The 14,638-nt window shown below is 43.4% G+C and carries 12 protein-coding genes and 1 rRNA gene; 6 read left to right on the top strand and 7 right to left on the bottom strand.

Annotated features, from left to right (window positions below; translation table 11 throughout):
* Window positions 1–91: 91 nt before the first annotated feature.
* Entirely contained in the window at window positions 92–514 is a 423-nt protein-coding gene (locus AACS90_RS11225) for a fascin domain-containing protein (protein ID WP_099122761.1), read from the bottom strand.
* Window positions 515–1,205: 691 nt separating this feature from the next.
* Here AACS90_RS11225 and frdA point away from each other — a divergent pair.
* From frdA to frdD, 4 genes are read left to right on the top strand one after another with little or no spacing between them, the layout of a single operon-like run.
* A complete protein-coding gene (frdA, locus tag AACS90_RS11220; protein ID WP_099122760.1) occupies window positions 1,206–3,002 on the top strand; it encodes a fumarate reductase (quinol) flavoprotein subunit in 1,797 nt (598 codons plus the stop codon).
* Entirely contained in the window at window positions 2,995–3,729 is a 735-nt protein-coding gene (locus AACS90_RS11215; RefSeq protein ID WP_099122759.1) for a succinate dehydrogenase/fumarate reductase iron-sulfur subunit, read from the top strand. The genes frdA and AACS90_RS11215 overlap by 8 nt, the downstream gene beginning before the upstream one ends.
* Before the next feature lie 14 nt (window positions 3,730–3,743).
* Window positions 3,744–4,136 (top strand): fumarate reductase subunit FrdC, encoded by a 393-nt coding sequence (gene frdC / locus AACS90_RS11210; protein WP_099122758.1) that lies wholly within the window; start codon window positions 3,744–3,746, stop codon window positions 4,134–4,136.
* Window positions 4,137–4,149: 13 nt separating this feature from the next.
* Complete coding sequence (gene frdD, locus AACS90_RS11205; protein ID WP_193757247.1) at window positions 4,150–4,506, top strand: fumarate reductase subunit FrdD; 357 nt, start codon at window positions 4,150–4,152, stop codon at window positions 4,504–4,506.
* 182 nt (window positions 4,507–4,688) lie between these two features.
* Here the strand turns inward: frdD and AACS90_RS11200 are convergent, their stop codons facing one another.
* Window positions 4,689–5,699 (bottom strand): aldo/keto reductase, encoded by a 1,011-nt coding sequence (locus tag AACS90_RS11200; RefSeq protein ID WP_099122756.1) that lies wholly within the window; start codon window positions 5,697–5,699, stop codon window positions 4,689–4,691.
* Window positions 5,700–5,847: 148 nt separating this feature from the next.
* Here AACS90_RS11200 and AACS90_RS11195 point away from each other — a divergent pair, with 148 nt between their 5' ends.
* Window positions 5,848–6,759 carry a LysR substrate-binding domain-containing protein gene (locus tag AACS90_RS11195; RefSeq protein ID WP_099122755.1) on the top strand — a complete coding sequence of 304 codons (912 nt, stop codon included), beginning with the start codon at window positions 5,848–5,850 and terminating at the stop codon, window positions 6,757–6,759.
* A 109-nt stretch (window positions 6,760–6,868) separates the two neighbouring features.
* On the opposite strand, the gene AACS90_RS11190 is transcribed toward AACS90_RS11195, so the two are convergent.
* From AACS90_RS11190 to AACS90_RS11175, 4 genes are all read right to left on the bottom strand, one after another.
* Entirely contained in the window at window positions 6,869–8,929 is a 2,061-nt protein-coding gene (locus tag AACS90_RS11190) for a TonB-dependent receptor domain-containing protein (RefSeq protein ID WP_099122754.1), read from the bottom strand.
* Between the two features lie 226 nt (window positions 8,930–9,155).
* On the bottom strand, window positions 9,156–10,946 hold the full coding sequence (locus AACS90_RS11185; protein WP_099122753.1) for an ATP-binding protein: 1,791 nt from the start codon (window positions 10,944–10,946) through the stop codon (window positions 9,156–9,158).
* Entirely contained in the window at window positions 10,943–12,541 is a 1,599-nt protein-coding gene (locus AACS90_RS11180; protein ID WP_099122752.1) for a 5-oxoprolinase subunit B/C family protein, read from the bottom strand. The genes AACS90_RS11185 and AACS90_RS11180 overlap by 4 nt, the downstream gene beginning before the upstream one ends.
* Window positions 12,542–12,572: 31 nt before the next feature.
* Window positions 12,573–13,340, bottom strand: a complete 768-nt coding sequence (locus AACS90_RS11175) for a LamB/YcsF family protein (protein WP_099122751.1) — start codon at window positions 13,338–13,340, stop codon at window positions 12,573–12,575.
* Window positions 13,341–13,618: 278 nt separating this feature from the next.
* Here AACS90_RS11175 and AACS90_RS11170 point away from each other — a divergent pair, with 278 nt between their 5' ends.
* Window positions 13,619–14,281: a GntR family transcriptional regulator gene (locus AACS90_RS11170; RefSeq protein ID WP_099122750.1), complete on the top strand. Its 663-nt coding sequence runs from the start codon at window positions 13,619–13,621 to the stop codon at window positions 14,279–14,281.
* A 59-nt stretch (window positions 14,282–14,340) separates the two neighbouring features.
* Here the strand turns inward: AACS90_RS11170 and rrf are convergent.
* A 5S ribosomal RNA gene (gene rrf / locus AACS90_RS11165) occupies window positions 14,341–14,456 on the bottom strand.
* Window positions 14,457–14,638: the final 182 nt, after the last annotated feature.

Below are 14,638 nucleotides of genomic sequence, written 5' to 3'. Positions count from 1 at the left end.
TAAATTTAAAAAACATTAATAATATAAAAAAGTGGCCTGCTTTTGCGGCCACTATATTTACACGCTGATTAGTTTCAGTCAGAAATGTAAATTACTCAATTAATGTCACGACGCGAAATTTACAATACACATCTAAATTAACTTTATCAGGTTTAATGTAATCAACACCGCCAACTGTTACCCGGCTGAGATATTTACCTGTATCAGCTTTCAGTGCAATCATATTACAACCAACATCTTCAATCATAAAAATTGAATAAATGTCTACCGTTGGTTTAATAGATTCAATAAAATCACCATTTGAACGGGTTACTCTACTAAGATAAAGTTTATTATCTCCGATAAGAGCAATTTTATTAAGGTTATTCGGATCAGTATAAACAACGGTAAACCGACAATATTCATCTATAGATGATTTTACAGCTTCAATATATTGAATTCCATTTCTATCAACTCTACTTAAATAAAGATTGTTATCCGCTTGTAATGCGATAGTTATTTTTCTAAGCGCCATGATAGGCTCCTAATTATAAAATTGGTTTGTCACAAAAATATATCGCTATATATTACAACTTAAAATCAGGAACGAAATACAATACATCCGCCAGAAAACATACATCATTTAACTAAAAAATAAAATAACAAAATATATAAACCACCAATTAATAACATAAAAAACAATTAATTATAGTTTTTTACAAACCCATACCTTCATTATAAATAGAGGGTATAAATTGCCAAAAGAATAGAAACGGCCTTCAAGTAAACATTAAAAAAATAAATAACTTACATTAAATAAAAATTCAAACTTCCTTATTTATTGATAAGAGACAGCGATATCGCGTTAATTTAATGAATTTAAGCCTCAAGATAAGACAAATAATATCGATTAACTTAACAACACATTAATAAAAAATGTCCGGATGAATAGGAAACTTGTTTTAGATCAATTTTTATTGATAACAATTCTGCCAAATCAGCGTTCATATCAAGTTTACTTCAGCCGCCATCCGTTATAATCATATCAGATAAAAAATAACAGACAGTGCTCCTAACTCGTTAAGGTACAAAAAATTTACTTACAACACTCAGTCGGACAAGAAAAAATACCTCTGCAAAGTAGCAAGGTCACAAATGACGAGTGATAACGCATTAGGCTTTCTGGCTGAATTTATTCATTTCACTTGAAACAATGGAGAAGCACAGTGCAAACCTTCAATGCTGATCTAGCAATTATCGGAGCCGGTGGCGCAGGTCTACGGGCCGCCATTGCTGCGGCTGAAGCCAATCCCCAACTCAAGATTGCCCTGATTTCGAAAGTGTACCCTATGCGCAGCCACACCGTCGCCGCAGAAGGTGGATCAGCCGCAGTCACTCAGTCTCATGATTCCTATGACTTTCATTTCAATGACACAGTATCCGGCGGAGACTGGCTGTGTGAGCAGGATGTGGTTGAGTATTTTGTCAAACACTGTCCGACTGAGATGACCCAGCTGGAGCAATGGGGTTGCCCGTGGAGCCGCAAAGAAGATGGCTCAGTGAATGTGCGTCGTTTCGGTGGCATGAAAATTGAGCGCACGTGGTTTGCCGCGGATAAGACCGGCTTCCATATGCTGCATACACTGTTTCAGACCTCACTCAAGTATCCGCAAATTCAGCGTTTCGATGAGCATTTTGTCCTCGATATTCTGGTTGATGAAGGCCGTGCCCGTGGCCTGGTTGCCCTGAATATGATGGAAGGCAGTAAAGTTCAGATTCGCGCAAATGCAGTCATTATGGCTACCGGTGGTGCAGGCCGTGTTTATCGTTACAACACAAATGGCGGCATTGTCACCGGTGATGGCATGGGTATGGCTTTCCGGCATGGTGTTCCACTGCGCGATATGGAGTTTGTGCAATATCACCCAACCGGCCTGCCGGGTTCCGGCATTCTGATGACTGAAGGCTGTCGGGGTGAAGGCGGGATTCTGGTGAATAAAGATGGCTATCGCTATCTACAGGATTATGGCTTAGGGCCTGAAACGCCACTCGGTCACCCTGAAAATAAATATATGGAACTGGGACCACGCGATAAAGTTTCGCAGGCATTCTGGCATGAATGGCGGGCAGGACGAACTATTGCAACGCCGCGCGGTGACGTTGTACATCTGGATCTGCGTCATCTGGGTGAGAAGAAATTACTGGAGCGTCTACCATTCATCTGTGAACTGGCGAAAGCCTACGTTGGCGTTGATCCGGTCAAGGAGCCTATCCCTGTTCGTCCGACAGCGCATTACACTATGGGCGGAATCGAAACCAACCAACAATGTGAAACTCGTATCAAAGGGCTGTTTGCTATTGGTGAATGTTCTTCTGTCGGCCTGCATGGCGCAAACCGTCTTGGCTCTAATTCACTGGCAGAACTTGTCGTCTTTGGTCGTCTGGCGGGTGAAGAAGCTGCCAAGTGTGCTCAGGAAGCTCCTCCCGCCAATGAAAATGCACTGGTTGCACAGGTTCACGATATTGAGGCTAAACTCAATAAATTGCTGAATCAGCAGGGCGGAGAAAGCTGGGCCAAAATTCGGGATGAGCTTGGAACGGCAATGGAAGAAGGTTGTGGTATTTATCGCACCCCTGAATTGATGCAAAAGACGATTGATAAGATCGCAGAGCTGAAAGAGCGCTTCAAGCATATCCAAATCAGTGACCGCTCCAGTGTATTCAATACTGACCTTCTCTATACCATAGAACTGGGATTCGGGCTGGATGTGGCGGAATGTATGGCTCACTCCGCGATGAACCGCAAAGAATCCCGCGGTGCCCACCAGCGCCTTGATGAAGGCTGTACCGAACGTGATGATGAGAACTTCCTGAAACATACACTGGCTTTCTACAACCCTGAAGGCGCGCCACATCTGGAATACAGTGATGTGAAGATCACTAAATCCCAGCCCGCAAAACGGGTTTATGGTGGGGAAGCCGCTGCACAAGAGAAAAAACAGAAGGAGCAGGCGAATGACTGAGATGAAAAACCTGAAAATGGAAGTCATGCGCTATAACCCGGAAACCGATGATGCGCCTTATTTCACAACATACGACGTCCCTTATGATGACCAGACTTCGCTGTTGGATGCATTAGGCTATATTAAGGATAATCTGGCTCCTGATCTGTCTTATCGCTGGTCCTGCCGCATGGCAATCTGCGGCTCCTGCGGCATGATGGTTAACCGCGTCCCCAAACTGGCCTGTAAGACTTTTCTGCGCGACTATCAGCACGGACTGAAAGTAGAAGCCTTAGGGAATTTCCCGATAGAGCGGGATTTGGTTGTGGATATGACTCACTTTATCGAAAGTCTGGAAGCCATCAAGCCCTACATTATCGGTAATGACCGTAAACCCTCCGATGGCCCGAATGTGCAAACTCCGGCACAGATGGCGAAGTATCATCAGTTCTCCGGTTGTATCAACTGTGGCCTATGCTACGCAGCCTGCCCTCAGTTCGGACTGAATCCTGAGTTTATCGGCCCTGCTGCCGTCACGCTGGCACACCGCTATAACCTTGATAACCGTGATCATGGTAAGAAAGAGCGTATGCCACAAATCAACAGCGATAATGGTGTCTGGTCCTGTACTTTTGTCGGTTATTGTTCTGAAGTTTGCCCGAAACATGTCGATCCGGCAGGAGCAATTCAGCAAAGCAAGGCAGAAAGTGCAAAAGATTTCATTATCTCCATGCTGAAACCACAATAAGGGAGGTGAAAGTCATGACAACAAAACGTAAACCTTATACCCGTGGCATGGAGCCTAACTGGTGGCAAAAATTAGGTTTTTATCGTTTCTATATGCTGCGTGAAGGAACTTCTGTTCCTACTGTCTGGTTCAGTATTTTGGTGCTTTATGGGCTATTTGCCCTGAAAGCTGGCCCTGAAAGCTGGGGTGGTTTTGTCTCTTTTCTGCAAAACCCGCTGGTATTGCTGATCAATATCATCACCTTGCTGGCAGCATTATTACATACCAAAACCTGGTTTGAACTGGCGCCCAAAGCACTCAATATCATTGTTAAAAATGAAAAAATGGCACCGGGACCCATTATCAAACTATTGTGGACTTTCACTATTATTGCGACTGCCGTGATCCTTGGCATAGCACTACTCTGACCCCAAGGAGGATCTGATGAATCAAGTACCAAAACGTTCCGATGAACCTATTTTCTGGGGGTTGTTTGGCGCTGGCGGTATGTGGAGTGCTATTGTCGGGCCAGTCATTATCCTGCTATTAGGCATTTTACTGCCATTAGGATTGGCTCCTGAGGCGCTCTCTTACGAACGTATTCTGACTTTCTGCCAGAGCTTTATTGGACGTGTTTTTTTATTGCTGATGATAAGTCTGCCACTCTGGTGCGGCTTACACCGCATTCATCATGCTATGCATGATCTGAAAATTCATGTTCCTGCTGGTAAATGGGTGTTTTATGGCGCTGCCGCAATTCTGACTGTTGTGGCTCTGATTGGTGTTTTTACGCTGTAGTTAACCCGAGCTTCGCTTAAAAGAAGTGAACCAAAGTGCCTGAGGCACGATTAAAGTTTTTGCTAAAGAAAACAAAATCATGGAAATCCTCAGGCATGTATAATTTAGAATAACTTTATTGCTCCGTCGATGACTTTTGCCGAAAATTTATCCCTCGCTGGCATCAACAACTCATTGAGCGATTAACGAATTGGCAATGGTGCGTTAACAGCAACCAAGCCTTGGCGCTGCATTTCTAACCAGAAATCAGTTGGGACTTTAGCGGTTAATGCTGCTAAATCTTCAGCCATACGACCTAGACGACTTGAACCAGGGATAACCGCTGCTACTGCTGGGTTAGCTAGTGAAAACTGTAATGCAGCTGCTTTAACATCAACATTAAATTGCTTAGCAATTTGATAAATCTTCGCGACTTGTTGATGAATAGCTGGGGAAGATTTTTGATATTCAAAATGCGCGCCCCCTACCAATACGCCTGAGCTGTATGGGCCGCCAACAACGATATCAACATTATGCTCTAACGCTTCTGGCATCAGTCGTTGTAGTGCACGGCTGTGATCTAATAAGCTATAACGGCCTGCCAATAAGAATGCATCTGGTTTTGGCTCATCTAAACCCAGTGTTAATTCACAAGGTTCAACGCGGTTAACACCTAGCCCCCAAGCTTTGATCACGCCTTCTTCACGCAGGCGGGTTAAGGCACGGAATGCACCAGTGCGTGCGGTGTTAAAATGCTCTAACCAACTATCTCCGTAAAAATCTTGTGAAGGATCGTGGATCCACACGATATCAATACGGTCTGTTTTCAAACGTTTCAGACTATCTTCAATAGAGCGCAGTGTCGCATCTTCAGAGTAGTCATTAAGAATTTTGTTTTTCAAACCGTGTTCAAAAAGACCGCCTTTTTCCCCGAAATCACGATTTGCAGGATCTTCCATCTCATCTAACATGATGCGACCCACTTTGGTACTCAACACATAATCATCACGTGAATACTGAGACAGGACTTCACCCATACGGATTTCAGATAAACCAGAACCGTACAGCGGCGCGGTATCAAAATAACGAATCCCTAGATTCCATACTTCGTGTACGATTGCAATCGCTTCGTCATCCGGAATTGCTCTAAACATGTTACCTAATGGCGCTCCGCCAAAACCAATTTGGCTAGGAAGTAATTTTTTAATACTCATATTGTAATTCCTTATAAATTAGCTTGTTATCAGCAAAATGATGATTCAGGAGAGTGAACCATCCTGTCATGGAGCATGATAGTAGGTTGATTTTTTATGACATGAAAGGACATAATTAGTCCAAGTTAAGACATTAAAGGCAATAACTATGATTGACCTGCGCCAACTCAGCTACTTCATTGTTGTAGCAGAAGAGGAACATGTCGGGCGTGCAGCAAAGCGCCTACATATTTCACAATCCCCATTAAGCCGGCAAATTTCTCAATTAGAAGACAGACTCGGATTAATGTTGTTCGAACGAAGCCAGCAACGAATTCGCTTAACGTCTGATGGACAAACGTTCTTGGCTGAAGCGCGCTCACTCCTTACTCACGCCAATCGCTTGGAGTCATTAGGCCGCCGTTTAGGTCGAGGAGAAGATGGTGGACTGTGTGTCGGCTACATTGAAAATGCAATGCACTCAGGCATACTGCCAAGTTCATTAAGTGTGTTAAGAGATTCACACCCAGATGTTCATATTGCGTTGTATAACCAAACGCCAGAACGCCAGTTAGAAGGGCTGCGCCAACGGAGCCTTGATTTTGCGATGGTTGATACTCCACCAGAAGGAAAAGAGAGTGAATTAGAATATCAACAAGTATTGAATGACCGCATGTTAGTGGCAGTTCCTCATCATCACCCTTTAGCAACAAAAGAGCACATTATCCCTAATGATTTAACGGCACAACAATGGATCTCAGTCTTACACAACAATGATAATTCGCACTCACGGGATGATTTTGTTGCCGCCTGTGTGAAAGCAGGGTTTCGACCAGATATTCGTTTAGAAGCAGAAGAACCGTTAACGGCGTTAGGCCTTGTTGCCGCAGGCCTTGGCGTGACATTGATACAAAATAGTTTGCGCTATAACTTGCCTAAAGGGGCTATTTTACGCGAGGTGCCTTGGATGAATATTACCACCCAGCTTTGGGCTGTATGGCACAAAGCAAATTTACGTCCATTAGTTGTCTATTTTAGAGAGCTTTTAAATCAAATTGAGAATGAAAAAATAACGAGCTAATCGTTGTATAGAGCGCATATTGCATCTAAAAGTTAATATATTACTCATTTCAGTACGGTAATAATAAATTATTACCGTACTGTTTTTACTAAAAGTTACAGCTCGTTTCTTAGAACTTATAAGAAACCGTCGCTTTATAAGCTCGGCCTTTCTCTTCCTGGCCTTTATAGGTATTCAGATAGTAAGACTGTTCGTTGTAACGCTTGTCGAAGATATTATCGATACCAAACAGGAATTCTGCGTTTTTAAATACGCCTGAGGTTGGTGCCCAGGAAATATGCATATCGCTGACGCCAAAGCCCGCTTTATGAATATTTACAACCTTGCCATCACCTGTCCCATTCGCATTTGTTGAGCGGACAAATCGGGAATTCCAGCCAAGTTCAATATCCGTTTTATCAAATAGATAGCTTCCACCAACAGTGAAAGAGTCACCAATGGACGGTGTAAACTCTAATCTTGAGTCAAACAACGCGCTACCCTGAACAATTTTGTTATTTGCTTTGGCGTAAGTCGCTCTTAAAGACCAGTTATCCAGTTTATATTTGGTCGCTAGTTCAAACCCTTCCAGTCTGGATTTAGGGATATTATTAAGCGAACTTTTTGCTAACGTGGTAGCCAGATTTTTGAAATTGGTCTGGAATACTTTACCAGTTACAGTAAATGAGTCATTTTCAGCAAAAACAGACGGATAAATACCACCAACACCTGTTTCCAGATTGTAACCCGTTGTCGCTTTTAAGTTAGCATTATGGTTACTCGGGCCCATGCCGATCTCTTTACCCAATGGGCCTCTGAAGAGTTCAGTATAATTAGCAAACAACGTTGTTGATGCGCCCAGTTCGTATTTCAGACCCAACGCTTTTGAGAAATGAGCATAGGTTCTTTCAAAGGGCTCACTCTTTTTATTGATAGTATTGTATTTATAATGATCCCATCTTACGCCAGGAATGAAGTGGAAATCAGCAAACTGAATATCATCCTCTAAATAAACAGATGATGATTTTCCTGTTTCTACCACTTTGTTATATGTATTTCTTGCTGCCTCGGTATACGCCATTCTGGTATCGAAATACTCATAACCATAAGTGAAAGCATGGGCTAGCTGATAAGTATCAAAACTAGAAACGTTACGCGCTCTGATACCCTGAGTTTCGGTAATCGTGTCAAAGCCTTTGCCCGGACCACCGACTTCCTTCATATGATTGAAATTTTGTTCTGTGTGATAAGCAGAGATTTTCAGATCAATGAGGTCATTGCCAACCGGTACATATCGGTAAGCGATATTATAAGTATCACGCTCTGAAGCGTATTTCCCTTTCTTCCCTTTATTCACATCCGGGCCGAAATTCAATCTGTAGTTGGTATCTGCATCATTCTGATAATGCTCTTTTGAGACATTGATATACTGCTCATCAGTCAGATTGAATTTAGCTTTTAATAAATAGTTGATCAGTTTCCCATCGGTAGGAATGGATTCTTGCCCCGCTTTATCTCTGCCTGTTTTAGCATCACTCATATTGCGATGGTTAAAGTAACCCAATAAATCTACAGCACCGACTCTTCCATAAGCTGCCAAAGACTGCTGGAATTCAGAGCCATTACTGACATAACTTAATTTTCCTTTTGCACCAAATAAACGACCCGGTGCTAATAAATCACCAGCATCAACAGTTTCAAATTTTAATGAACCAACTAATGCTCCGGTATCATAGGTAATACTGTTCGTACCCACATTGATATCAATTTGCTTGAGCATTTCAGGATCAATGCCATAGTTCCCTGCATGGTGGAAGTGATAGCCTTCCTGTCTTGCACCATCAACCGTCACGTTGACAAATTGATCATCCATGCCACGGATTTTAAAGCGCTGCCCTAAAGCGCTAGGATGCCCGGCTTGTACGCCCGGCACATTCTTTAATACTTCACCGACACTTTGTGCCTGTCTAACTTTAATTTCATTGCGGCTGACTTTTCCACTGTCCTGTTCTGCACTGTTACCCGCAATAACAACGAGTGTATCGCCTGTTGAGGCTGATTTTCTGGTTGATTCTTCGGTATGTGCCACTGCGTTAGTCGAAATAGCGATTGTCAACATAGATGCTGACATCAAAGGAACACACAAACCACTTTTAGCCATGCTTGCGTAAATTTTGGTAGTTTTAGACATTTATTTTTTAGTTAAAATATTATTGAGAAGCATTATTATTTACATTCACAAAAGAAATGTAAATAACATTAAGTGATTATCGTCAGATTTTACTATCTGGATTAGGTGGGGAGGTACTATCCAGCACCACAATACTAAGCAGAGGCTGATTCCACAAAAGCAGATTTACTAGAGGGGTATAAATTTAGAGTCAATTTATACCCATTTGATTTTTCAAATAACCAGACTATTCAATGTTCGCCAGAATACTTTCTGCATCCTGATAATCACCTTCCTGAGCACGGAATGTAATTTTCCCTGAGCGATGTGCATTTATCTGTACTTCCATTTTCATGGCTTCCATGATGGCAATCACCTCTCCTTCACTGACTTGCTCTCCTTCCCCTACTAGCCACGAATGCAGGATACCGGATATAGGTGCTTTTACCTGATGAGGATCTTCCGGTATTTGTTGGACTACCGGCGAAGAAGATTGTGGCTCACCAGCAGGCACTAAAGGCGTTAATCCTGCCAATAAATCCGCTGGCAATCCCATTTCATGCCGACGACCATCAATCTCAATAAATGTACGGATGATGCCTTTGCTTTCAGCCAAATCCTGACGGGGTAAAGCTACCAGTTGATTGGCAAATTCTGTCTCAATCCAACGGGTATGAACGTTGAAAGTATCCTCTGATACAAAATCAGGGTGTTCAATCACCGCCTGATGAAAAGGTAAAACTGATGCTACGCCACTGATTTTAAATTCTCGTAAAGCCCGACGTGCACGGGCAAGAGCCTGTTCACGCGTTGTTCCTGTGATAATCAGTTTTGCCATCAATGAATCAAAGGTTGTCGGAATGACAGAGCCATTGATTACGCCTGAATCTAAACGAATACCGGGACCAGAAGGTGGGATAAATTCGGTAAGAGCACCAGATGCAGGCAAAAAGCCTTTTCCGGCATTTTCCGCATTGATGCGAAACTCAAACGAATGCCCGCGAGAAATAGGGGTTTCCTGAATGCTTAATGGGTAGCCTTCTGCGATTCTCAGTTGCTCAATAACTAAATCTATTCCGGTTGTTTCTTCCGTCACAGGATGCTCAACCTGTAAACGGGTATTCACTTCCAGAAAGGAGAGTGTTCCATCAACACTCAGCAAAAATTCAACCGTTCCTGCTCCTACGTAATTAGCCTCTGCACAAATCGCTTTTGCCGACTGATGAATGCGCTCCCGTTGTTGCTGAGTCAAAAAAGGGGCCGGGGCTTCTTCTATCAGTTTCTGATTCCGACGCTGCAAGGAGCAGTCACGGGTTCCCAACACAACCACATTTCCGTGTTTATCTGCGATTATTTGTGCCTCGATATGGCGGGGCTTATCCAGAAACTGTTCAATAAAACATTCGCCACGGCCAAATGCAGCTGTCGCCTCACGTACCGCAGAGTGATACAATTCCTCAACTTCATCATGCCGCCATGCTACTTTTAACCCACGGCCCCCGCCGCCAAATGCAGCTTTAATTGCTATCGGTAAACCATGCTTTTCAGCAAAAGTGATAACTTCCTGCGCATTTTTAACCGGCTCTGTCGTTCCCATGACTAATGGTGCTCCAACTTTCTGAGCAATTTGGCGGGCTTTAACTTTATTCCCCAGTTCATCAATCGTATCGGGTTCCGGGCCAATCCAAATTAAACCGGCTTCAATAACAGCGCAGGCAAATTCAGCCCGTTCAGATAAAAAACCATAGCCGGGATGTACCATCGTAGCCTGCGCTTGCTTTGCAATATCCAACAAACGAGGAATATTAAGATAGGTTTCTGCCGGGCTATTCCCTGCCAGTGAATAGGCTTCATCCGCCAGTTGCACATGCAACGCGTTGACATCTGTATCAGCATAAACAGCAATAGTCCGTATACCATAATCACGACAGGCACGAATAATACGAACGGCAATCTCCCCACGATTCGCGATTAAGACTTTTTTTGTGGTTTTATTTTTCTTTGTGGTTTTATTAATGCGGTGCACAGTGGTATTCATTGCAGCTCTTCACTCCCCTGAATGTCATGAAACTGATTGATGGGATTAAATCTAATTTTGGCATTGATCGGGATCTGGCCAGCAAGATCAAGATGATAATCAGCCACCGAAGCAATAACGGGGTATCCACCTGTCACGGGATGATCCGCCAGAAAGAGAACGGGTTGTCCGCTGGCGGGAATTTGTATCGCACCAAAACAGGTTCCTTCGCTTGGCAGCTCTTCATCCTTAATTCGAGACAACGGGCAATCGCCCTTTAATCTCAAACCAATCCGGTTCGATTGTGGCGTAACCTGCCAGATTTGATTTCGTAATAACTCGATAGATTCCTGAGTGAACCAGTCAGTTCTGGGACCGAAAAATATATCCAGTACAACAATCTCATCTTTATTGGGCATCACAAATCCTGGGGACTCTAAAACAGACACCGCTGAGCAATGCGAAGTCTCACCTATCGCTAAATTATCACCCGCCTTTAACGGAGCAGGGCCAATATTAGACAAGGTGTCAAATGAACAGCTGGATAGTACCTCCGGAACAATAAAACCACCTCTGGCTGCCAAGTAAGAACGCATTCCTTCATGTGGGACACCCAATATAATTTCATCACCATCATTTAAATCAATGGGTTGATAAGTGCTTATATGAAGCCGCTTTCCTTGTGGGGTTTTGATTTGAATCGGGCATAAAGCACCGGTTACTGAAATGACTGTTTGCCCACGGGCAATGGCGTGAAGTCCTCCCTGCGTAATTTCCAGACCGGCTTTATCAGAAGGATTACCCACTATGCGATTTGCACTGCGTAAAGCGCTTTTATCCATCGCACCTGATGCAGATATTCCCAGTCCTGATTTACCCAAACGCCCTAAATCCTGAAATAGCGCCTGTAATCCTGCGGACTTAATTTCTAAAATACTGGCGCTATCAACCGGAACAAGCGAATTAACAACGGGAGTTGCAGGTAAACTGACTGTTACTGTGGAGTGTTCTACGTTACGGAATCGGATACGATAACCGGGCTGTAATAACGCAGGCTCAATCCGGGATAAATCCCATATTCGTTCAGATGTCGTACCAATAAGTTGCCATCCTCCGGGGCTTGCCTGTGGGTAAATACCACTAAATTCTCCCGCCAGAGCAACTGAACCTGCCGGAATACGGGTTCTGGGCGTTTTACGACGAGGAATATTCCAGGAGATGGTTTCAGATATCATGTAGGCAAATCCGGGCGCAAACCCGGTAAATGCAACGATATATTCATTATCCGTATGTTGTTGGATAACATCCTGTACCGAGATTCCGAGTATCTCCGCAACTTCCTCTAAATCTTCTCCATTGTAGCGCACCGGAATTTCAATCTGTTTTCCTTGTATATGCGAGGACTTTTGCAGATCCCGCCGTTGAATTTCTGTCACCAGTTGCTGGGCTGAAATCGTCAGAGGGTGAAAGCGAATCATCACCGTTCTAGCTGCTGGGATTATCTCTTTAATTCCTGAGATTGGTTCAGCATTCAGAGAATCAAATAACGCCAGAGTTTCAGGCAAGTCACTAAGCTCAACCATGATGGTATGAAAATTAACAGGTAAAAAACGCACAGTTATCTCCTGACAATATCGACCATTCTGATTAAGAATGAATAAATGAGCGGACAGTAATTCCTGCCTGCTGCAAAATGGCTTTTACCTGTTTAGCCATTTCCAGCGCACCGAAACTATCTCCATGCACACAAATAGAATCCGCCTGAATGGGGGTAAATTTGCCATCAGTGGATTCCACTCCACCTTCTGTCACTAGCTGCAACATACGTTGTGCAACAAGAGTGGCATCATGCAATACAGCTCCGGTTTCACGCCGCGAAACCAGTTCTCCTTTTGCTGTATAAGCACGATCAGCAAAAGCTTCCGCAATGGTTCTCAGACCTTTTTCCTGCGCTAGCCTCAGAATATTTGAGCCAGCCAGCCCCACTAAGGCGAGGCCGGAATCTACGGCCAAAATACCGTCAATGACTGCAAGTGCCTGACGTTCATCATTAGCTATCGTGTTATAGAGTGCGCCATGTGGCTTTACATAATTAACCGCCGTTCCTATAGAGGCAGCAAGCCCTTGCAGGGCACCGATCTGATAAATTACATCCGCGGTGAGTTCGTGACTGGCGAGATCCATATTACGTCGGCCAAAACCAACCAAATCTGGATAAGAGACATGAGCACCAATAACAACCTGATTTTCCTTAGCTAATTTCAGCGTTTTCAGGATCCCAGCCGGATCTCCGGCGTGAAAACCACAGGCAACATTGGCACTACTAACAATGCCCAATATGGCTTCATCATTACCCATCTTCCACTGACCAAAGCTCTCACCAAGATCGCTATTTAAATCTATTGTTTTCATCATAGTTGTTAAACCATAATTATAAAATTGTTGAACAATAGATAATTTCTGATGAGTAAATAATCAACTAAATTCGCTTATTATTGTGCAAAAATACAACAGCGATCACTCTATTCAAATTAATGGGAAAATTATCAGTTCAAAATAGAGCTGATTTTTATCTCAATATTGAAGAAGATAAGCAGAAAAATAGCCGCGGCTTGCTGGTTATCCGGGAATATGTGAAGATTAAGTTTTGAACACAGAAGACACTTTTCTCAGCTATAGCCCAACGGATGACTATGAAAATAGAGAGCTCTCCCCAAATTTTGAGTAAAAAAATTGCAGAAGTAATAAGAAATAAGCTGGTGATCGGAGAATTATTACCCGGACAACGCTTATCTGAAGCAGCTCTCAGTGAACAGCTCCAAATTTCCCGCAATACCTTACGGGAAGTGTTCCGTACTCTTACGCAAGAAGGTTTACTAAAACACCAGCCTAATCGGGGAGTGTTTGTAGCAATACCTGATATCGCATCCATTATTGATATTTATCGGGTTCGCAGGCTGATTGAATGTCAGGCTCTTGCACAAGCATATCCCATGCACCCTAGCGTAAATAAAATGCAAGAAGCCGTCATCAGTGCCAGTCAATACAGAAATAAGCAAGAGTGGGTTAGTGTAGGTACGGCCAATATGCGTTTTCACGCCGCGATTGTAGAATTGGCCGACAGTGAAAGGTTAATGACCTTCTACCGGAATATTTCAGCCGAGCTCCGTTTAGCATTTGGGCTTTTAAATGATCCAGAGCTGTTGTATGCGCCCTATGTCGATAAGAATAAACATATTCTGGAGCTATTAAATTCAGGCCAAACAGAATTAGCAGCACAAAAAATGGAAGATTATTTAAATCTATCAGAACGAACTGTATTAGCCGCTTACTCTCGTATAAATAACGAGCAATAAATAAAAAAACAAACGCAAAAAAGCCATCCGGTAAAGGATGGCTTCTCTGACAAAGTGATGTCTGGCAGTTCCCTACTCTCACATGGGGAGACCCCACACTACCATCGGCGCTACGGCGTTTCACTGCTGAGTTCGGCATGGGGTCAGGTGGGACCACCGCGCTATTGCCGCCAGACAAATTCTGTTTTCAATCCCGAACAAGCTGTGTAACCGGCTACTTTCTGTTTTCCGGTCATTCTTCTCTGAAACTTAGTCTTTACTCTCAATCCCACAAAACACCTTTGGTGTTGTCAGGTTAAGCCGCACGGTTCATTAGTACTGGTTAGCTCAACGTCTCGCAACGCTTACACACCCAGC

Source organism: Xenorhabdus sp. KK7.4 (genome assembly GCF_963876465.1).
Lineage (GTDB): Bacteria > Pseudomonadota > Gammaproteobacteria > Enterobacterales > Enterobacteriaceae > Xenorhabdus > Xenorhabdus stockiae.
Note: the sequence above shows the minus strand (reverse complement) of the source record. Positions and strands in the feature narration are given on the sequence as shown.

What these genes read in the sequence shown, in the direction of transcription:
- AACS90_RS11170 (WP_099122750.1), top strand. Translation starts at nt 13,619, where the DNA reads ATGAAAATAGAGAGCTCTCCCCAAATTTTGAGTAAAAAAATTGCAGAA.
- AACS90_RS11190 (WP_099122754.1), bottom strand. Translation starts at nt 8,929, where the DNA reads ATGTCTAAAACTACCAAAATTTACGCAAGCATGGCTAAAAGTGGTTTG.
- frdC (WP_099122758.1), top strand. Translation starts at nt 3,744, where the DNA reads ATGACAACAAAACGTAAACCTTATACCCGTGGCATGGAGCCTAACTGG.
- AACS90_RS11215 (WP_099122759.1), top strand. Translation starts at nt 2,995, where the DNA reads ATGACTGAGATGAAAAACCTGAAAATGGAAGTCATGCGCTATAACCCG.
- AACS90_RS11175 (WP_099122751.1), bottom strand. Translation starts at nt 13,340, where the DNA reads ATGATGAAAACAATAGATTTAAATAGCGATCTTGGTGAGAGCTTTGGT.
- AACS90_RS11200 (WP_099122756.1), bottom strand. Translation starts at nt 5,699, where the DNA reads ATGAGTATTAAAAAATTACTTCCTAGCCAAATTGGTTTTGGCGGAGCG.
- AACS90_RS11185 (WP_099122753.1), bottom strand. Translation starts at nt 10,946, where the DNA reads ATGAATACCACTGTGCACCGCATTAATAAAACCACAAAGAAAAATAAA.
- AACS90_RS11195 (WP_099122755.1), top strand. Translation starts at nt 5,848, where the DNA reads ATGATTGACCTGCGCCAACTCAGCTACTTCATTGTTGTAGCAGAAGAG.
- AACS90_RS11225 (WP_099122761.1), bottom strand. Translation starts at nt 514, where the DNA reads ATGGCGCTTAGAAAAATAACTATCGCATTACAAGCGGATAACAATCTT.